This window comes from Streptomyces sp. NPDC050610 (assembly GCF_040654875.1).
Taxonomy (GTDB): Bacteria; Actinomycetota; Actinomycetes; order Streptomycetales; family Streptomycetaceae; genus Streptomyces.
In genome coordinates, this window is sequence record NZ_JBFAIV010000023.1 from 54,062 (window position 1) to 73,221 (window position 19,160).

Consider the following 19,160-nt stretch of genomic DNA (forward strand, 5'->3'; position numbering starts at 1 on the left):
GCACACGCGGCCGCCCGTACGGTCACCGGCGCGGCCCGGCCGCGCCCGACACGAACCGCCCCGCCGTCCCCGGCGCGCCCGCCCAGTGCACATGCAGATACGAGGCGTGCACCGAGCCCTGTACGAAGCCCTCCACGCGCCGCTCCGGGTGGGTCAGCCCCCACGCCGGGCCCGCGCCCGCGCCCGGCTCGATCACCGTGCGGTGGAACTCGTGCCCGCGCACCCGCTGCCCGGCGGCCGCCAGCGGATTGTCCGCCACGGCCACCGCCTCGCGGTACCCGAGCGTCAGCCGCTCCGACATCCGCGCGGCGGCGGGCAGCACCCCGCACATCGGCTTGTCGTCCAGCGAGCGCGCCAGATACAGCAGCCCCGCGCACTCGGCGGCGATCGGCGCCCCGGACGCGGCCAGCTCCGCCACGGACTTGCGCAGCCGCTCGTTCGCCGACAGCTCCGGCGCGTACATCTCGGGGAAGCCGCCGCCGATGACCAGCCCGCCCGTACCCGGCGGCAGCTCCTCGTCCCGCAGCGGGTCGAAGGGCACGACCTCGGCCCCGGCGGCGGTGAGCAGTTCGGCGTGCTCGGCGTACGAGAACGAGAACGCGGCGCCGCCCGCCACGGCCACCACGGGCCTGCCGGCCGGGGCGGTCCCGGGGCCGCTCGCGCCCGGCAGGCCCGCCACCGGTGTGCTGTCCGTCCCCGCCACTCCCGACGCCGCCGATGCCGATGCCGACGCACCGTCCGTTCCCGCCGCACCCGAAGCGGCCGCGGGAGCCATCGCCCCCCGGGCTTCCTCCGCCGGGTCCCACGCGCTCTCCGTCAGCGGGGGAGCGCTGCGCGCCAGAGCGAGCAGCGCCTCCATGTCGCAGCCCTCGCGGATCTGCGCCGCCTGCGCGGCCACAGCCTCCAGCGCCTCCGCGTGCCGCTCGGCCGCCGGTATCAGGCCGAGGTGGCGGCTGGGCGTGCTCGCCGTCCGTACCCGCCGCAGCGCGCCGAGCACCGGGACGCCCGCGCCGTCGAGCGCCTCACGCAGCAGGTGTTCGTGGCGGTCCGTGCCGACCTTGTTGAGGATGACGCCCGCGAGCCGCACCTCCGGGTCCCACGAGGCGAAGCCGTGCACCAGCGCCGCCACCGACCGGGACTGCGAGGACGCGTCTACGACGAGCACGACCGGCGCCCGCAGCAGCTTGGCGACGTGCGCGGTCGACGCCAGTTCGCCCTGGCCGCTGGCCCCGTCGAAGAGCCCCATCACGCCCTCGACCACCGCGAGGTCGCACCCGCGGGCGCCGTGCAGGAAGAGCGGCGCGACCCGCTCCGGACCGCACAGGTACGCGTCCAGGTTGCGTCCCGGCCGCCCCGTGGCGAGCGCGTGGTAGCCGGGGTCGATGTAGTCCGGGCCGACCTTGTGCGGGGAGACCGCGAGCCCGGCCGCCGCGAAGGCCGCCATCAGGCCCGTCGCGACGGTCGTCTTGCCGCTCCCGGACGCCGGGGCGGCGATGACCAGGCGGGGGACGGCGCGGGGGGCAGTACGGGGGGCATTCACCACTCGATGCCCCGCTGGCCCTTCTGGCCGGTGTCCATCGGGTGCTTGACCTTCGACATGTCGGTGACCAGGTCGGCGAAGTCGATCAGTTCCTGCGGCGCGTTGCGGCCGGTGATGACGACGTGCTGGGTGCCCGGCCGGTCGCGCAGCACCGACACCACCTCGTTCACGTCCACCCAGCCCCAGTGCATCGGATAGGCGAACTCGTCGAGCACGTACAGCTTGTACGTCTCGGCCGCCAGGTCCCGCTTGACCTGCTCCCAGCCCTCGCGCGCGGCCTCCTCGCTGGACGCCATGTCGCGCTGCACCCACGACCAGCCCTCGCCCATCTTGTGCCAGGCCACGGCCCCGCCCTCGCCGCTCTCGCCGAGCACCTTCAGCGCGCGCTCCTCGCCGACCTTCCACTTCGCCGACTTCACGAACTGGAAGACCCCCACCGGCCAGCCCTGATTCCAGGCCCGCAGCGCGAGCCCGAAGGCGGCCGTCGACTTCCCCTTGCCGACCCCGGTGTGTACGAAGACCAGCGGCCGGTTGCGGCGCTGGCGTGTGGTGAGCCCGTCCTCGGGCACGACTGACGGCTGTCCCTTGGGCATTACGCGGCCTTCCGTGAGTTCTGTACGGTCCGGACGAGCGCGGAGACGCTGTCCGCGCGCAGTTCGTCGAGGGTCACCGCCGGGCCCCGCAGCTCGCGCGCCAGCTGACCCGCCAGCCCCAGCCGCACCGGCCCGGCCTCGCAGTCCACGACCACCGAGGCCGTGCCGCCGCCGGCCAGCAGCCGCGCCGCGCGGGTGGCCCGTACGACCGGCTCGGGCCCGCCGGTCGCCCGGCCGTCGGTCACCACGACCAGCAGCGGGCGGCGCGAGGGGTCCCGCATCCGCTCGACGCGCAGCACCTCGTGCGCGGTCAGCAGCCCGGCGGCCAGCGGCGTCCGGCCGCCGGTCGGCAACTGCTCCAGGCGCGCCGCGCCCGCCTCCACCGAGGACGTCGGCGGCAGCGCGACCGCGGCCCCCGACCCCCGGAAGGTGACCATGCCGATCTTGTCGCGGCGCTGGTAGGCGTCGAGCAGCAGCGACAGCACCGCGCCCTTGACGGCGCTCATCCGCTTCCGGGCCGCCATCGACCCGGAGGCGTCCACGACGAACAGCACGAGGTTGCCCTCGCGCCCCTCGCGCACCGCCTCCCGCAGATCGTCCCGGCGCACGACGAGGCCCGTCCCGGACCGCCCGCGCACCCGCTGATGAGGGGCGGCGGCCTGGACGGTGGCCGCCAGGTGCAGCTTGGACAGCGCGCCCCGGGGGCGGCGCGCACCGGTCGTACGCCCGTGCGCGGTACGGGCCCGCGAGCGCCGCCCGTCCGCGCCCTCCCCGAGCCCCGGCACGTCCAGCCTGCGCGTCTTGAACGGCTCGTCCGCGCGGACGGCCGCGGCGAGCGGGCCCCCTTCGCCGTCCTCGCCGCCATCGCCGTCCGCTTCCGGCCCGTGGTCCCCGCGGGGCTCCTGCGACTGGGGCTGCGGCTCGGGCGCGTCCTGCTGATCGGCGCCCGACTCGCGCTGCGTGGGCAGGTCCGGGCTGTCGGGCCCGTCCCCGTCCTGGTGGTCCTGCGGCGACCCGCCGCCGGGACCGTCGTCCTCCGGTCCGCTGTCGCCCGGACCGCCCTCGTCCGGCCCGCCGTCGTCCGGGCCCTCCGGCTCCGGCTCCGGGTCGGGCTCCGGCTCGGGGTTCTCCTCCTCGAACCGCCGCAGGATGTCGTCGAGCTTCTCCTCGTCCAGACCGGGCGCGTCGAAGGGCGCCCGCCGCCGCCGGTGCGGCAGCGCGAGCAGCGCGGCCTGCCGCACGTCCTCGGTCGCCACATCGGACCGGCCCGCCCACGCGGCCAGCGCCGTCGCGGCCCGCGCGGTCACGATGTCCGCGCGCATGCCGTCCACCTCGAACCCCGCGCACACCGCGGCGATCCGCCGCAGCGCGCCGTCCCCGAGCCGTACGGACGGCAGCAGCGCCCGCGCCGCCGCGATCCGCTCCCGCAGGGCGGTCTCCTCGGCCGCCCACTTCGCGGAGAAGGCCGCCGCGTCCTCGTCGTAGGCGAGCCGGCGGCGCACCACCTCGACCCGCTCGTCCGGCTCCCGCGAGGCCGCGACCTCCACCGTCAGGCCGAACCGGTCCAGCAGCTGCGGGCGCAGCTCGCCCTCCTCGGGGTTCATCGTGCCGACGAGGAGGAAGCGGGACGCGTGCCGTACGGAGACGCCCTCGCGCTCCACGTAGGAAGCGCCCGTGGCGGCGGCGTCCAGCAGCGCGTCGACCAGGTGGTCGCCCAGCAGGTTGACCTCGTCGACGTACAGCACGCCCCGGTGCGCGGCGGCCAGCAGGCCGGGCTCGAACGCCTTCACGCCCTCGGACAGCGCCCGCTCGATGTCGAGCGCGCCGACGAGCCGGTCCTCGGAGGCCCCGACGGGCAGTTCGACCATCTTCGCGCCGCGCGTGCCGGACGTCTCCGCCGTACCGCCCGCGCCGCTCTCGTGCGGCCCGTCGGGGCACTGGGGGTCCGGGGCGGCGGGGTCGCAGGAGAAGCGGCAGCCGGGCACGACCGCGACACCGGGCAGCAGCGCCGTGAGGCCGCGCACGGTGGTGGTCTTCGCGGTGCCCTTGTCGCCCCGTACGAGCACACCGCCGATAGCGGGCGAGATGGCGTTGAGCAGCAGGCCCAGCCGCATGTCCTCCATCCCGACGACCGCGGTGAACGGATAGGTGGTGCTCATCCGGTGATCACTCCTTCGAGTGGCCTTTGGCGATTGGTTCGTTGGTTTCCGAGGGGTGTGAGGTGTGTGAGGTGTCTTAGGCATTCGGGGTGTCTGTGGCGTCCGGGGCGGCCGGGGCGTCCGGGGTATCCGAAGCACAGGCCCCTCGCGCCCGCCGAGCCGGCGCCCGTCACGGCGCACCCGGCGGAATGAACGGCAGCCCCTCCGGCACGCCGTCCTCGATCAGCCGCAGCAGCGCGTCCGTGTCCGCGTGCTCCTCGATCAGGTCGCCCAGCCGGTCCAGCTGCTCCTCGCGCAGCGCCCCGAAGCTCGTGTCCGGCGCTGGTACGAACGCCCGGCCCGCCGCCTCCGCGACCCGCCGCAGGAACGCCCGCCGGAAACCGTCGCTCTCCAGCGACCCGTGCCAGTGCGTGCCCCATACGGACCCCACCCGGCAGCCGTCCAGGAACTTCTCGTCCCCGCCCGCCACCTCCGCGACCCCGTGGTGGATCTCGTACCCCTCCACGTGCTCGCCCAGCGCCTTGCCCGCCGGCCGGGCCAGGGTCTTGCCGGCGGCGAACCGGACCCGTACCGGCAGCAGGCCCAGCCCCGGCACCGTCCCGGCCTTCGACTCCACGTCGTCCTCGATGCGCTCGCCCAGCATCTGGAAACCGCCGCAGACGCCCAGCACCGGCCGCCCCTCGCGGGCCCGGCGCACGACGGCGTCGGCCAGCCCGCGCTCGCGCAGCCAGGCCAGCGCCCGTACGGTGCCGCGGGTGCCCGGCAGCACCACGAGGTCGGCGTCGACCAGCTCCTCCGCCCGGTCCACGAACCGCACGACGACGCCCGGCTCGGCGGCCAGCGCGTCCACGTCCGTGAAGTTCGACATCAGCGGCACGGCGGCCACCGCGACGCGCAGCACGTCCGCGCCGTGCGGCGGCGCGACGACGCTCTCGCGCACCGCGCCGCGCATCGACACCCGCAGCCCGTCCTCCTCGTCGATGCCGAGCCCGTGCGCGTACGGCAGGACGCCCACCGTCGGCCGCCCGGTGAGGTCCCGCAGCATGTCCAGACCCGGTTCGAGCAGCGACACGTCGCCGCGGAACTTGTTGACCAGATACCCCGCGATGAACCGCTGGTCCGCCTCGGAGAGCAGCGCGGTCGTGCCGAAGAACGACGCGAAGACGCCGCCGCGGTCGATGTCGCCGACCACGACGACCGGCAGCCGCGCGGCCCGCGCGATGCCCATGTTGACGATGTCGGTGCGCCGCAGATTGATCTCGGCCGGGCTGCCCGCGCCCTCGCAGATCACGGCGTCGTGCGTGCGCCGCAGTTCCTCCAGGCACTCCGTCACGGTGCCGAGCAGCTGCTCCCGCCCGGTGTACCGGGCCGCTTCGCCGTCGCCGAAATAGCCCTGCGCGCTGAGTTCGCCGACCGGTTTGCCCATCAGTACGACCTGGCTGCTGCGGTCGCTGCCGGGCTTGAGGAGCACCGGGTTCATCAGCGCGCTCGGCTCCACGCGCGCCGCCGCGGCCTGCATCGCCTGCGCCCGCCCGATCTCCGCGCCCTCGCGGGTCACGAACGAGTTCAGCGACATGTTCTGCGCCTTGAACGGGGCGACCTTGACGCCCTTGCGGACCAGCCACCGGCAGATCCCCGCCGTCACCACGCTCTTGCCCGCGTCCGAGGTGGTCCCCGCGACGAGCAGCCCACCGCCGATCGGGCCGCCCGGCCCGTGTACGTCGCCTGTCACCGCTGTCTCCTCGCTCCGCGAACCCACACCGGCCCCCATTCACCCGCCACGAGCCTGCCCACAACACCGGCCACTGCCACCCCGCCGACCACTCCCGCAACACCACGGAGCAGGACGGCACCGCGCCCCGGCCCTGCGGCACCTGCCCGGCCGGGACCGACAGCGGCGGCCACGCTGGTCCGTCCGCAGGCCGCGCCCGAGCGGCGGTTCACACCCGTTACCGCTCTTACCGCCCCCGCCGCGCCGCCCCCGTCGCTCGGGGCAGGGACAGCAGCCGGTGCCCCGGTTCGTCCGTCGGCAACGCTCGTACTCCTCCTGCTCACGCCAGCGACGTCGCCCGCCGCGCCCGTACGGCCGGCCGCATCCGCCGGGCCGGTCACGCCCGTTACCTTGCTCGCCGCGCCGACCGGCCCGCAGGCCGCACCTGCGCGGCGGGTTATGCCCGCCACCGCTCTTGCCGCCCCAGCCTCGTCGCTCGGGACAGGGACAACAACCGGCGCCCCGGTCCGTCCGTCGCCAACGCCCGTACTCCTCCTGCTCACGCCCGTGACGTCGCCCGCCACGCCCGTACGGCCGACCGCTCCGGCCCGTCCGGCCGCGCCCGTACGGCCCAGCGCCTCCGCCGCCTCCGCCACGCCCGCGACAGCGCGCGCCACGCCCGTGACGGCTTCGGCCGCGCTGCCGCCTCCCCGGCTCCGCCCCCTGCCCGCGGCGGCCAGGAGCGCCGCCCGTCCGGCGATCGCGCAGCCCAGCGCCAGCAGGGAGACCCGCCGCGAGAGCCGTACCGCCCGTTCGATGTCCGCGACGGCGACCGGGCGCAGCTCCGCTCCGAGTACGGGTCGGTGCTCGACCCGGCCCTGGTAGGCGAGGGTGCCGCCGAGGCGCACGCCGAGGGCGCCCGCGAAGGCGGCCTCGACCGGGCCGGCGTTGGGGCTCGGGTGTTTTGCCGCGTCGCGGCGGGCCACGCGCCACGCGCCGCGCGGGTCGGGCCCGGCGACGGCGGCGAGCACGGCGGTCAGCCGCGCCCCCGGCCAGCCGGCGACGTCGTCGAGGCGGGCGGCGGCCCAGCCGAACCGGCGGTGGCGCGGCGACTTGTGGCCGACCATGGCGTCCAGCGTGTTGACGGCGCGGAAGCCGATCAGCCCCGGCACTCCGCCGAGGCCGCCCCACACCAGCGCGCCGACCACCGCGTCCGAGGTGTTCTCGGCGACGGACTCCACCACGGCGCGCGCGATCTGCTGCTCGTCCAGTTCGCGGGGGTCGCGCCCGCACAGATGCGGCAGCCGCTCCCGCGCCGCCGCGAGGTCCCCGGCGGCCAGCGCGCCGCCGACCGCCCGCGCCTCGCGGCCCAGGGAGGTGCCGCCGAGCACGGCCCAGACGGCGGCGGCGGTCAGCGCGGTCTCGGCGGCGCGGGGCGCGGGGGCGGTGCGTACGGCACGGGCCAGCAGCGCGCCGCCCGCGGCGGCGCCGCCCGCGCACAGCGCGGTGTGCAGTGCGCCGAGGCCGCGGTGGTCGCGCCACAGGGCGCGCTCGGCCGCGGCGGCGGCGCGTCCGAAGGCGGCCACGGGGTGGCCGCGGCGGGGGTCGCCCGCGAGGAGGTCGCCGAGGAAGCCGAGGGCGGCGCCGTACGCGAAAGGGGCGTGACCGGCACGCATCCGTATGTGTCCTCACTCAGGGTCCGCGCCCTGGCTCGACGTGACCGGCGACCAGAGTCTCCTGGCTCCCGGATCCGCGCTTTCCCCGGCCTTCCAGCTCGCTGTCGGCGAGCCGTGGCCTGTGAGCAGTGGGGGAGCGCTCCCCGGTAACAGTGGCGGGACCGCGCCGGATTCGCACCGGCTTCCTCTGCTGTCGCCGTTTGGCTCCGGAAGTCCACCATGGCCCGGGAACGGCCGTCAACTCACGCTTGACCTGCGACGGGGGAGTGTGCGGAGGCACACAGCGGGAAGCGCGGAAGGGCCCGCCGGGCGGCGGCGTCGAAACGCTCCGCCGCCCGGCGGGCCCGAAGGCGCCGCCGTCGCCCGGCTCAGGCGACGATGAGGTAGATGCCGTACGCGACGACCGCCGCGCACAGGGCGAAGCAGGCGTACGCGCCGGTGCGGGCGAGGGCGCCGGGGCCGCCGGTCGCGGCGGCCGTGCCGTTCCCCTGTTCCCGTGGTTTGCGGGACGTGCCGACGATGCCGAGCGTGAACACGCCCACCATGCCGACCGTCACCACGAGGCTGACGCCGAAGACCTGCCCGAGGGCCGCCCAGTCGATGTTCATGGCGTGGTTCCTGGTTCCTTAGCTGGTGGCCGCGGCGGCCGGGGCGAGGTCGTGGGACTGGGGGCCCGGCGCGTCCGCCGCGGCGAGCGGACCGGCGGGCGGCGGGGCGACGCTCTGGAGCGCGGCGGTGACCACGCCGGCCGGCTCGGCGGCCGGGGCGTCCGCGGCCCCCGGGGCGGCGGCTTCGGGCGCGTTCACATTGGTGTGGTCGACCGGCTTGCGGCGCGAGGCCGCCCAGATCGCGCCGCAGACGGCGAGGGCGAGGACGGCGACCGCGGTGATGCCCCAGTCGCCCTGATCGGCGAGGAGCGCCGCGCCGCCGGAGACGAGGGCCGCGGCCGGGAGCGTCAGGCACCAGGCGATGACCATGCGGCCGGCGGTCGACCAGCGGACGACGCCGCCCTTGCGGCCGAGGCCGGAGCCCATCACCGCGCCGGAGCAGACCTGGGTGGTGGAGAGCGCGAAGCCGAGGTGGGAGGAGGAGAGGATGACGGCGGCCGCGCCGGTCTGGGCGGCGAAGCCCTGCGGCGGCTGGATGTCGGTGATGCCCTTGCCCATGGTGCGGATGATGCGCCAGCCGCCCAGATAGGTGCCGAGCGCGATGGCGAGGCCGGCCGAGACGATGACCCACAGCGGCGGGTCGGAGTGCGGGGCGACGACGCCGCCGGTGACCAGCGCGAGGGTGATCACGCCCATGGTCTTCTGCGCGTCGTTGGTGCCGTGGGCGAGGGAGACCAGGGCGGCGGAGGCGATCTGGCCCGCGCGGTACCCCTTGGCGGTGTCCCGTTCGTCGCGGCCCCGGGCGAGGCGGTAGGTCAGGCGGGTGGCGAGCAGCGCGGCGAGGCCCGCGACGAAGGGCGCGGCCACTGCCGGGATGACGACCTTCATGATGACGGCGTCGCCGTTGACCCCGCCGGTGCCGACGGAGACCAGCGTCGCGCCGATCAGTCCGCCGAAGAGGGCGTGCGAGGAGCTGGAGGGGAGTCCGGCCAGCCAGGTCAGGAGGTTCCAGACGATCGCGCCGACCAGCCCGGCGAAGATCACCTCAGGTCTGATGCCCGCGCTCTCGTCGATGATCCCGCCGGAGATGGTCTTGGCCACCTCGACGGAGAGGAACGCGCCGACGAGGTTCAGCGCCGCCGACATCGCCACCGCGGTGCGGGGGCCCAGGGCGCCGGTGGAGATGGTGGTGGCCATGGCGTTGGCCGTGTCGTGGAAGCCGTTCGTAAAGTCGAACACCAAGGCCGTGACGATCACGATCCCGATGAGAAGCGTGATGTGTTCCATTCACCCAGGCAATCAGTTTGGTGAGCAGTGACGCGGCGAACCTAAAGAGCCTGGATGAACGGAAGGTGAACTGGAACGGGCGTGGTGGTGACGCCAACCGGAGTGGCGCGGCGCCCGGCGTCCCGGGAGCCGCGCCACCGCGGTGCGGGGGTTGGGCCGCGCCCGGAGAATCACCCGGAGGCGAACTGCCGCAGCCCCTTCATCGTGCCGTTGAACACGTCCTGGTCGCCGGGGAGGAGGCCGCGGTTCGCGTGCTGCCAGAAGGTCGCGAACGACCAGCCGGCGGGCATCGGCCCCGGCGAATCGTGCCAGTTCGCCAGCCACAGCGGATGATCCGCCCCGAAGGCCCGGCTGCCGCCCGTGCAGCTGTTCCACCAGCGGGTGGTCGTGTAGATCACCGGATGGCGGCCCGTACGCCGCCGCACCTCGCCGCTGAAGGACGAGATCCAGCGGACCATCTCCGTCCGGTCCAGCCCGTAGCACTTCCTCTTGCTGTACGGGTTCCCCTCGATGTCCAGCGCGGGCGGCAGGGTCCAGCCGTCCGCGCGCCACGCGCCGCCGTGCCGCAGGAAGTACGCGGCCTGCGTACGGCCCGAGGAGCGGCTGGGCACCCCGAAGTGGTACGCGCCGCGCAGCATCCCGGCCTTCCGCGAGCCGTTGTACTGCTGCGCGAAGTACGGGTTGCGGTAGTCCGTGGCCTCGGTGGCCTTCACGTAGACGAAGCTCCCGCCGTCGGCGCGGACCGCCGGCCAGCTGACGTTCTTCTGGTGCGAGGACACGTCATGGCCCTGCGGCTGGGCCCCGGCGGCGGCCGGAGTGCCCTCGGCCAGGACGGCGGCCCCGAGTGCGAGCGCGGCGGCGGAGGCGGCGATCAGCCTGCCCCGCCGCCGTGGCGGATGGCCGCCATGGTCCATGTCTCCCGCCAGAGGGCGGAGTACATGACAAAGTCGTGCGAAATTCGTGGATGTCATGACCAACACCGTCGATCACCAGCCAATCACAGTAAGTCGCTTATCGGGCTCTCTATAGCGGATTCCGGATGCCCGGAGTCCGCGCGACAGCGCCCTCCGCCGCCGCACCCCTTGACGCCATCCCTTCGGGGTCCTCCGGTTGGAGTCCTCCGGCCGTCCGCGCCCACGGTCCGCCCCGCCGCCCGTACCATCGCGCGACGGAGGCGGACGGAAGCGGACGCGAACCGGCGCGAACCGGCCGGAGCGCACGGAACCCAGCGGAGGCGAAGGCTCATGACGGACCGCGCAGCGGTGGAACGGACCTGGACCGACGTGGTCGCCACGGCCCGCAGGACGGTCGCCGACGGACTCGTCGTCGGCACCTCGGGCAACGTCTCCGCCCGCGTCGGCGACCTGATCCTCGTCACCCCCAGCGGTGTCCCCTACGACAGGCTCGGTGTTGACGACGCCGTGGCCGTCGACCTCGACGGCCGCCAGGTGCTCGGCGAGCTGATCCCCACCAGCGAACTCCCCATGCACCTCGCCGTCTACCGCGAGACACCCGCCGCCGCCGTCGTCCACACCCACGCCGAGCACGCCACGGCCGTCTCCACGCTCGTCCCCGAACTGCCGCTGATCCACTACATGGCCGCCGCGCTCGGCGGCCCCGTCCGCGTGGCCCCGTACGCCCTCTACGGCACGCGGGAACTGGCAGAGAACATGCTCCACGCCCTCCGCGACCGCACCGGCTGCCTCCTCCAGAACCACGGCACCGTCACCTACGGCGACACCCTCGACCAGGCGTACGACCGCACCGCCCAGCTCGACTGGATGTGCCGGGTCTGGCTCACCGCCGCCGCCCTGCCGGGCCGCACCCCGACCCTGCTGACGGGCGAACAGCTCCAGCAGGTGACCGAGAAACTCCGCGGCTACGGGCAACGCGCCCCCGCCCGCGACCACGACAGCGACAGCGACTGAAACGGGCCGGGCCCGCTCGCGCCCGAGCCGCACCCGCCGTCCGTGCCTCGGCCATACCGGCGCTCGCGCCTGAGCTGCACCCGCCGTACGTGCCTTGGCCGCACCGGCGCTCGCGCCCGGGCCGCACCCGCCGTACGTGCCTCGGCTGCACCGGCGCTCGCGCCCGAGCCGCACCGGCTGCTCGTGCCCGGCCCGAGCCGGCTGCTCGTGCCCGACCCGCGCCGGCCGCTCGCCCTCGGGCCGCGCCCGTCGTACGCGCCCGACCGCGGCTCCCGTCGAGCCCGACCCGCGTTCGCCGCGCGGGCCCGAGCCGTCCGGTTCGCCCCGGCCCGCCCGTATCGCCCGACCCGGACCGGCCCTGACCGATGACGGTCGGTCCGGTCCGGGCCGAAGCGCGGCGGGGGCGGCAGGTTCCGGCCCCCGCCGCGCCGCGCCCGCGTCACCCGCCCGCGCCTGCCCACTGGCCGGGCCGCCCGCGCGCACCCACACTGAGGAGGATGCGCCTGCGTACAGCGGCGGCCGCGGCCGTCACCACCGTGCTCGGTGCCGGGGCCGCCGTCGTGGCGGCCGGACGGTACGCCAGCGATGCTGCCCTCAAACCCGCGCCGGGCCGCCCCCTGCCGGGCGAACCGCAGCTCACCGTGCACGCCATCGCGGCCGGCCAGATCACCCTGAGCCGCACCCTCGCCTCGCTGCGCCCCGGCACGTACGGACTCACCGGCCCCGGCGTCCACGCCGTCGTCGGCCCCGTCGTCGAGGGCGCCCCGTCCCCCGCCGCCTGCGTCGTCCGCCGCCTCGAACGCGTCACCCACGGCAGGCTCGAACCCGGCCTGCGCCTGCGGCTCACCCCCCAGGTGCACGTGGGCAACCCGCGCGACGCGCTCGGCCTCGACCACGCCGACGTCGACGTGCCCGGCGAACTCGGCTCCCTCCCCGCCTGGTTCGTGCCCGGCGCCCGGGACATCTGGGTCATCACCACCCACGGCCTCGGCACCACCCGCGAACACCCCATGGTGGTCATGCCGTTCCTGCACGGCCAGCAGCTGCCCGTACTGGACCTCGCCTACCGCGGCGACCCCGGCGCGCCCCGTCAGCCGGACGGCATCGGCCGCCTCGGCGACACCGAATGGCGCGACCTGGACGCCGCGATCCGCTTCGCCGTGCGCTACGGCGCGCGCGGCGTCGTCCTGCACGGCTTCTCCACCGGCGCCACCATGGCGCTGCGCGCCGCCACCGGATCGGCGCTGCGCCACCGCGTCAGCGGCGTCGTCCTGGACTCCCCGGTGCTCGACTGGCAGGCCACCCTGCGCGCCACGGCCGCCGCCCGGCACACCCCCGCCGCCCTGCTGCCGCTGGCCGTACGGGCCGCCCAGGGCCGTACGGGCCTGCTCGACGGCGGCCGCGCGGAGACCGCCGAGGCAGCCGCCGGCCTCGCCGTGCCCACCCTGATCGTGCACGGCCCGGACGACGTCATCGCGCCATGGGAGAGCTCCCGCGAACTGGCCGACGCGCGACCCGAACTGATCACACTTCACGCCGTTCCGCGCGCGCCGCACGCCGCGATGTGGAACGCTGATCCGCAGGGCTACGAAGAAGCCCTGCGGCGCTTCATGACACCGCTCATGTAGCGCCCCGGACACCGTCGCGCACCGCGGCGAAGATCCCCATCGGGCATTCCGATTGGGTTTTCGGAGCGTCAACGGCAAGACTGCTCCTGTGACGTCCCGTACTCCGCGCGACTCCCGGCTCCGACTCGTCCCTCAAGCGCCGATCGCCGCTGCCCGCCGGGCCGTGGCGAACCGCGGCTCCCGCCCGGCGCCCCGCCCACCAGCGGGCATGCCGCCACCGACGGAGCTGGCCCGGCACGCGAGAGTCGGGCTCACCGGCGCCGTCAAGGTCGCCCGCTGGATGGCAGGGGAGCGCGACCAGGGCGCGGAGCCGAGACCGGGTCACGTCGCGGCGCTCTCCGACGAGGCGGCCGAGCGGGCCGCCGCCGCCCTGCTGCTCCCCGCGCCCAGGGTGCGCGCCGACTGGGACCGGGCCCGCCTCGCGGGCCTCGTCGAGCTCCACGGCGCCGCCGCCCGCCCCGGCTGGCGGCTCCAGGCGTGGGACCGCGACGACAGCGCCGTACTGCGCGGCTGGGTCGCCCTCTTCGACGCCTGGTCGCTCGCCCACCCGGCCCACCCCGACGCCGACCCCGCCATAGCCGCCGAAGTCGTCGAGGCCGTGCCGCAGCTCCTGTCCGTCATGCACCTGTCGGCCGGCGCGCTCTCCGCCGCGATGCTGCTCGACCTGCTCCAGCAGCGCGTGGCCGAGATCCGCGCCGAGCGGTGCGAAGTCCCGTACGGACAGCGGCCACCGGCCGCCTCCGGGCCCGCCGAACCGGCGGCCACCGCCGGCACCCGCCTGGCAGAGCCCCCAGAGCCCCCGGCCCCCTCGGACGACCCGCTGCCCCCGCTCCTCGACTGGGCCCTCGCGGCCCTCGCCTCCGTCGGCGCGCTCGTCGTCCGCGAAGGCACACCGGCCGACGCCACCGACACGGCCGGCCGGCCCGGCACCGCCTACGCCGACACGCGCGTGGCGACGCTGACGCCGCTCGGCAACTGGGCGGTGTGGGTCAAGCTGGAACAGATCTGCGTCGCCGCCCAGAGCCCCGCGGGCAACATCGAACTGTCCGCCGAGGACATGCTGCGCGGCTGCGCCGACCTCACCCCCGGCCCGGCCCGCGCCGAATACCGCGCCTGGCTCGCCGCCCGCCCCGTGGGCAGCGCCGTCACCGAGCTCCTCGACGCCGCCCGCGGCGACGACGCCCTGCTCCGCGGCCTCGCCTTCGAGGCGCTCCGCGCGGTCGGCGCCCCCGCCGAGCCCGCCGTCCGCACCGCCTCCGACGAGCCCGTCCTGCGCCCGTACGCCCTGCTGTGGCTGGCCGAGCAGGAGGGCGGCGACCCGGAGAGCACCCTGGACGTGCTCACCCGCGAGGAAGCCACCTGGCTGTGGGTCGACACCGCCGCGGCCGTCGCCGACCACGGCGAGAGCCGGCTGCTGGTCCGCCACCTCGACTCGGCCGTGCAGGGCACCGTGCCGGCCCTCCTGGAGGAGGTACGGGCCGTCGGCCACCCCCGCACCGTGCAGGTACTGGTCGCCCTCGCCGCGGCCCACCCCGACCCCGCGCTCGCCAAAGCGGTGCGCCGGGCGGCGTTCCAGGTGCACACCGGGGGCGTCTGAGCCCGGGCCCCGGCGCGGCCGTACGCGCCGGGGCCGCATCCGCCGAGGCTCCGCGGGCCGCCCCGGCCGTCGCGGCAATCGAGTTGCGAGCCACCGTTAGAATGGTTCGTATGGCTTTCCTCCTTGTGCATTAGACGGCGTCAGACAGACCTCGACCGTCCCGCCCGCCGTCCACCCTGCCCAGGAGCAACACCGTGATCACCGCCTCAGGCGTCGAGCTGCGTGCCGGAGCACGCATCCTCATCGAGTCCGCTTCCTTCCGTATCGCCAAGGGCGACCGCATCGGCCTCGTCGGCCGCAACGGAGCGGGCAAGACCACGCTCACCAAGTGCCTCGCGGGCGAGGGCCAGCCCGCCGCCGGCTCCATCACCCGCTCCGGCGAGGTCGGCTACCTGCCGCAGGACCCGCGCACCGGCGACCTCGACGTCTTCGCCCGCGACCGCATCCTCTCGGCCCGCGGCCTGGACTCGGTGCTCCGCAAGATGCGGGAGAACGAGGACCGCATGGCCAACGGGCAGGGGGCCACGCGCGAGAAGGCGATGAAGAAGTACGAGCGCCTGGAGACGGAGTTCCTGACCAAGGGCGGGTACGCGGCCGAGGCGGAGGCCGCGACGATCGCCGCCAGCCTCGGGCTGCCCGACCGGGTGCTCGGCCAGCCGCTGCACACCCTCTCCGGCGGCCAGCGCCGCCGCGTCGAGCTGGCCCGCATTCTCTTCTCGGACGCCGACACCCTGCTGCTCGACGAGCCGACCAACCACCTCGACGCCGACTCCATCGTCTGGCTGCGCGACTACCTCAAGACGTACCGCGGCGGCTTCATCGTCATCTCCCACGACGTCGAGCTGGTCGAGACCGTCGTCAACAAGGTCTTCTACCTCGACGCCAACCGGTCCCAGATCGACATCTACAACATGGGCTGGAAGCTGTACCAGCAGCAGCGCGAGGCCGACGAGAAGCGGCGCAAGCGCGAGCGGCAGAACGCCGAGAAGAAGGCGTCCGCCCTCAACTCGCAGGCCGACAAGATGCGCGCCAAGGCGACGAAGACCGTCGCCGCGCAGAACATGGCCAAGCGGGCCGAGAAGCTGCTCGCCGGGCTCGACGAGGTGCGGGTCTCCGACAAGGTCGCCAAGCTCCGCTTCCCCGACCCCGCGCCGTGCGGCAAGACCCCGCTCACCGCCGAGGGCCTCTCCAAGTCGTACGGATCGCTGGAGATCTTCACCGACGTGGACCTGGCCATCGACAAGGGCTCGCGGGTCGTCATCCTCGGCCTCAACGGCGCCGGCAAGACCACGCTGCTGCGGCTCCTCGCCGGGGCCGAGCAGCCCGACACCGGCCAGGTCACGCCCGGCCACGGCCTCAAGCTCGGCTATTACGCGCAGGAGCACGAGACGCTCGACCCGGACCGCACGGTCCTGGAGAACATGCGCTCCGCCGCCCCGGACCTCGACCTCGTCGCGGTCCGCAAGACGCTCGGCTCGTTCCTCTTCTCCGGCGACGACGTCGACAAGCCGGCCGGGGTGCTCTCCGGCGGCGAGAAGACGCGGCTGGCGCTGGCCACCCTCGTCGTCTCCTCCGCCAACGTGCTGCTCCTCGACGAGCCCACCAACAACCTCGACCCGGCCAGCCGCGAGGAGATCCTGGGCGCGCTGCGCACGTACAAGGGCGCGGTCGTGATGGTGACGCACGACGAGGGCGCGGTGGACGCGCTCCAGCCGGAGCGCATCATCCTGCTCCCGGACGGCGTCGAGGACCTGTGGGGCGCCGACTATCTGGATCTGGTCGCCCTGGCCTGACACCGGCTCTGAGCACGGAACGTAACCGAATGCCGCGATCGGCCCGTACCCCTCGGGGTGCGGGCCGATCCGCATGAGGTGATCAGTGCCGACTGGATCATTCGGCCGACAGGTGATCCATCATCTGAGTGAGTGCGGCTCGTACCGCAGCGTGGCTGAGCGCCCCGGCGTGCGCCCTGTGCGTCCCGCCGGGCGCTCCGGCCCCGCCCGCGCCCCCGCCGGGCCTGACCTGCCGCTTCGCTCGGCAACCCGGACGGCCGTACGGCCGGACCCTCTCGGAATCCCGTGTTCCGGCGGTTGTCGGCCCCTCAACGCCGGGAAAACCCCTCCCACCTACCTTGCCGAATGGGTGGCCATGACGGCGTGGAGGGGTGATCATGAGAGTCCAGAGCGCACTTCCCACGAGGAGGCACGGGTGGCCGAGACTCTGAAGAAGGGCAGCCGGGTTACCGGCGCCGCGCGCGAAAAGCTCGCGGCAGACCTGAAGAAGAAGTACGACTCCGGTGCGAGCATTCGGGCGCTGGCCGAGGAAACCGGCCGTTCCTATGGGTTCGTCCACCGGATGCTCAGCGAATCGGGCGTAACCCTGCGTGGCCGCGGAGGAGCGACGAGGGGCAAGAAACCCGCCTCTGCATGACGAGGCGGGCTCCGGCAAGGAGTGGTGCCACCCGGTCTGCCGTTCGGCCGACCGGGTGGTTACTGTTCAGTCAACTTAACCGCGGTTGACTCCGGAGGCACCCCTTGACCCTGCTCGACAAGGACGGCGTGCGGCTCGCCGTCGACGAAGCGGCGACCACGGCCACGGTGACGCTGACCAACCCGGCGAAGCGCAACGCCCAGTCGCCCGCCCTGTGGCGGGCGCTGGCCGAGGCCGGGCAGCTGCTGCCGGGCACCGTGCGCGTCGTCGTGGTGCGCGGCGAGGGCAAGTCCTTCTCCGCGGGCCTCGACCGGCAGGCGTTCACGCCCGAGGGCTTCGACGGGGAGCCGTCCTTCCTCGACCTCGCGCGCGGCTCGGAGAGCGACCTCGACGCGGCCATCGCCGAGTACCAGGAGGGGTTCACCTGGTGGCGGCGGAACGACATCGTCTCCATCGCCGCCGTCCAGGGGCACGCGATCGGCGCCGGATTCCAGCTCGCCCTCGCCTGCGACCTGCGCGTCTGCGCGGACGACGCCCAGTTCGCGATGCGCGAGACGAGCCTCGGCCTGGTGCCCGACCTCACCGGCACCAAGCCGCTCCTCTCGCTGGTCGGCTACGCCCGCGCGCTGGAGATCTGCGCCACGGGCCGGTTCGTCCACGCCGAGGAGGCCGAACGGACCGGGCTCGCCAACCTCGTCGTGCCCGCCGAGGACCTCGACGCCGCCGTCGCGGACCTGGCCGCGGCGCTGCTCGCCGCCCCGCGCGACGCCGTCATCGAGACCAAGGCCCTGCTGCGGGACGCCGCCGGCCGTACGTACGAGGAGCAGCGCGCCGCGGAGCGCGCGGCGCAGGGGCGCCGGCTGCGCGACCTGGCGGGGCTCTCCGACTGAACTTCCGCTCGTCTCCTGTGCTCCGGCGGTACCCGGTCGGCGGGACGGCACAGACCCCGGCCCCGCCGCTCCGCGAAGACCTCAGCCCTCGGCGTCGTCCACCGCCGTCACGAGCACGGCGACGGTGACCGGGCCGGCCGCGGCCGGCCCCACGGCCTCGGCCACCGCCGCCCGGACGGCCAGCGCCACGTCCAGCGCGCGGTGGTCCGCGCCGACGGCGAGCTGGACCTGCACATGGCGACCGGCCGCCGCGTCCCCGTCGCCCTCCGCCGCGCGGTCCTCGATACGTACGGCGTGCGCGGCCGGACCGCCGAGCGCGGGCGCCAGCCGGGTGACGCCCGCGACGCCCCGCGCCGCGTCCTCCACGGCGGCGGTCTCCGTGCGGGCGCCCGAGGGAGCGCCGCCGGGGGCGTCCGGGCCCGCTGACGCCGAGTCCCCGCTGGTGGCGGGGGCGTCGGCCGCACCGTCGCCGCCGTTCCCGTCGTCGTCCTCGCTGTCGCTGTCGCTGTCGCTGTCGCTGTCGCTGTCGAGCAGCGACGTGATGTGCAGGTCCACCGTGTCCACCGCCAGCCCGAGGCGGTCCACGGCCGCTGCCCGCAGTGTGTCGCGCAGCAGCCCGGCCGTGGTGGGCAACGGCTGGTCGGCGGAGGCCGCGAACCGCGCCTCGACGCTCAGCGGCCCCGGCGGCAGGGCGCTCGGCGGGGGCGGCACCGGCGGCCGTGCCGCCGATCGGGTGTCGGGCCCCTGGCCGGTTCGAGGGCCGGACGGCCCGATGCGCAGCGGGCCGAGGCGGACGCCGGGCAGCGCGTCGGCGGCCCGGCGCAGCACGCCGCCCGCCGCCCGCTCCGTGATCCACGCGCCGTCCGCCGGGCCCCCCAGCGGCACCACTCTGCCGAGGCTCAGCTGCTGCCGTACCGCTTGTGCCAACCGGTCCGTGACCACGTGTCCGTCGCCCTTCATCCGTCCGTACGCCCAGCCTGCCGCACCGGCCCACCCGATCGGCGGGTGACGCGCCACGGCTGACGTATCCCCGGAGCGGGACGGCGGAATCGCCCTTAGGGTGGCAAAAGGAGCGGCAGGCCGCTCCTTCCCCGCGGAAAGGGATGATCGGCG

At 75.1% G+C, this 19,160-nt stretch carries 14 protein-coding genes, 1 pseudogene and 1 riboswitch; of the genes and pseudogenes, 6 read left to right on the forward strand and 9 right to left on the reverse strand.

The genetic code is table 11. From position 1 onward, the window contains the following. Positions 1–22: 22 nt before the first annotated feature. The 8 genes and pseudogenes from AB0I22_RS26065 to AB0I22_RS26100 all read right to left on the reverse strand — a co-directional run bounded on the left by AB0I22_RS26065 (position 23) and on the right by AB0I22_RS26100 (position 10,488). Positions 23–1,543 (reverse strand): cobyrinate a,c-diamide synthase, encoded by a 1,521-nt coding sequence (locus AB0I22_RS26065; RefSeq protein ID WP_363133326.1) that lies wholly within the window; start codon positions 1,541–1,543, stop codon positions 23–25. After that, entirely contained in the window at positions 1,537–2,133 is a 597-nt protein-coding gene (cobO, locus tag AB0I22_RS26070) for a cob(I)yrinic acid a,c-diamide adenosyltransferase (RefSeq protein WP_363133327.1), read from the reverse strand. Before cobO ends, AB0I22_RS26065 begins: the two co-directional genes overlap by 7 nt. Further along, entirely contained in the window at positions 2,133–4,292 is a 2,160-nt protein-coding gene (locus AB0I22_RS26075) for a putative cobaltochelatase (protein WP_363133328.1), read from the reverse strand. The genes cobO and AB0I22_RS26075 overlap by 1 nt, the downstream gene beginning before the upstream one ends. A gap of 169 nt (positions 4,293–4,461) precedes the next feature. After that, positions 4,462–5,991, reverse strand: a complete 1,530-nt coding sequence (locus AB0I22_RS26080; RefSeq protein ID WP_363133399.1) for a cobyric acid synthase — start codon at positions 5,989–5,991, stop codon at positions 4,462–4,464. A 746-nt stretch (positions 5,992–6,737) separates the two neighbouring features. Further along, positions 6,738–7,679, reverse strand: a pseudogene (locus AB0I22_RS26085) (cobalamin biosynthesis protein); the annotation flags it as partial. Positions 7,680–7,733: 54 nt separating this feature from the next. Then, a riboswitch (cobalamin riboswitch) is annotated at positions 7,734–7,868 on the reverse strand. 179 nt (positions 7,869–8,047) lie between these two features. Further along, the gene (locus AB0I22_RS26090) at positions 8,048–8,287 is read right to left on the reverse strand and encodes a hypothetical protein (protein WP_363133329.1); all 240 of its coding nucleotides are present in this window, start codon (positions 8,285–8,287) and stop codon (positions 8,048–8,050) included. Positions 8,288–8,305: 18 nt separating this feature from the next. Next, a complete protein-coding gene (locus AB0I22_RS26095) occupies positions 8,306–9,574 on the reverse strand; it encodes an inorganic phosphate transporter (protein ID WP_363133330.1) in 1,269 nt (422 codons plus the stop codon). 170 nt (positions 9,575–9,744) lie between these two features. Next, the gene (locus AB0I22_RS26100; protein ID WP_363133331.1) at positions 9,745–10,488 is read right to left on the reverse strand and encodes a lysozyme; all 744 of its coding nucleotides are present in this window, start codon (positions 10,486–10,488) and stop codon (positions 9,745–9,747) included. Positions 10,489–10,818: 330 nt separating this feature from the next. Here AB0I22_RS26100 and AB0I22_RS26105 point away from each other — a divergent pair, with 330 nt between their 5' ends. The 6 genes from AB0I22_RS26105 to AB0I22_RS26130 all read left to right on the forward strand — a co-directional run bounded on the left by AB0I22_RS26105 (position 10,819) and on the right by AB0I22_RS26130 (position 18,047). Next, positions 10,819–11,502 (forward strand): class II aldolase/adducin family protein, encoded by a 684-nt coding sequence (locus AB0I22_RS26105; RefSeq protein WP_363133332.1) that lies wholly within the window; start codon positions 10,819–10,821, stop codon positions 11,500–11,502. A 497-nt stretch (positions 11,503–11,999) separates the two neighbouring features. Then, positions 12,000–13,130 (forward strand): hypothetical protein, encoded by a 1,131-nt coding sequence (locus tag AB0I22_RS26110; protein WP_363133333.1) that lies wholly within the window; start codon positions 12,000–12,002, stop codon positions 13,128–13,130. 88 nt (positions 13,131–13,218) lie between these two features. After that, on the forward strand, positions 13,219–14,727 hold the full coding sequence (locus AB0I22_RS26115; protein WP_363133334.1) for a hypothetical protein: 1,509 nt from the start codon (positions 13,219–13,221) through the stop codon (positions 14,725–14,727). A 194-nt stretch (positions 14,728–14,921) separates the two neighbouring features. Then, positions 14,922–16,520 carry an ABC-F family ATP-binding cassette domain-containing protein gene (locus AB0I22_RS26120; RefSeq protein ID WP_363133335.1) on the forward strand — a complete coding sequence of 533 codons (1,599 nt, stop codon included), beginning with the start codon at positions 14,922–14,924 and terminating at the stop codon, positions 16,518–16,520. A 415-nt stretch (positions 16,521–16,935) separates the two neighbouring features. Then, positions 16,936–17,157 (forward strand): helix-turn-helix domain-containing protein, encoded by a 222-nt coding sequence (locus tag AB0I22_RS26125; protein WP_030889289.1) that lies wholly within the window; start codon positions 16,936–16,938, stop codon positions 17,155–17,157. Between the two features lie 104 nt (positions 17,158–17,261). After that, positions 17,262–18,047, forward strand: a complete 786-nt coding sequence (locus tag AB0I22_RS26130) for an enoyl-CoA hydratase/isomerase family protein (RefSeq protein ID WP_363133336.1) — start codon at positions 17,262–17,264, stop codon at positions 18,045–18,047. Between the two features lie 81 nt (positions 18,048–18,128). Here the strand turns inward: AB0I22_RS26130 and AB0I22_RS26135 are convergent, their stop codons facing one another. Continuing rightward, positions 18,129–19,064: a hypothetical protein gene (locus AB0I22_RS26135; protein ID WP_363133337.1), complete on the reverse strand. Its 936-nt coding sequence runs from the start codon at positions 19,062–19,064 to the stop codon at positions 18,129–18,131. Positions 19,065–19,160: the final 96 nt, after the last annotated feature.

Excerpts from the sequence above, each read along its gene's own strand:
- AB0I22_RS26100 (WP_363133331.1), bottom strand. The coding sequence starts at position 10,488 with ATGGACCATGGCGGCCATCCGCCACGGCGGCGGGGCAGGCTGATCGCC.
- AB0I22_RS26075 (WP_363133328.1), bottom strand. The coding sequence starts at position 4,292 with ATGAGCACCACCTATCCGTTCACCGCGGTCGTCGGGATGGAGGACATG.
- AB0I22_RS26090 (WP_363133329.1), bottom strand. The coding sequence starts at position 8,287 with ATGAACATCGACTGGGCGGCCCTCGGGCAGGTCTTCGGCGTCAGCCTC.
- cobO (WP_363133327.1), bottom strand. The coding sequence starts at position 2,133 with ATGCCCAAGGGACAGCCGTCAGTCGTGCCCGAGGACGGGCTCACCACA.
- AB0I22_RS26105 (WP_363133332.1), top strand. The coding sequence starts at position 10,819 with ATGACGGACCGCGCAGCGGTGGAACGGACCTGGACCGACGTGGTCGCC.
- AB0I22_RS26110 (WP_363133333.1), top strand. The coding sequence starts at position 12,000 with ATGCGCCTGCGTACAGCGGCGGCCGCGGCCGTCACCACCGTGCTCGGT.
- AB0I22_RS26095 (WP_363133330.1), bottom strand. The coding sequence starts at position 9,574 with ATGGAACACATCACGCTTCTCATCGGGATCGTGATCGTCACGGCCTTG.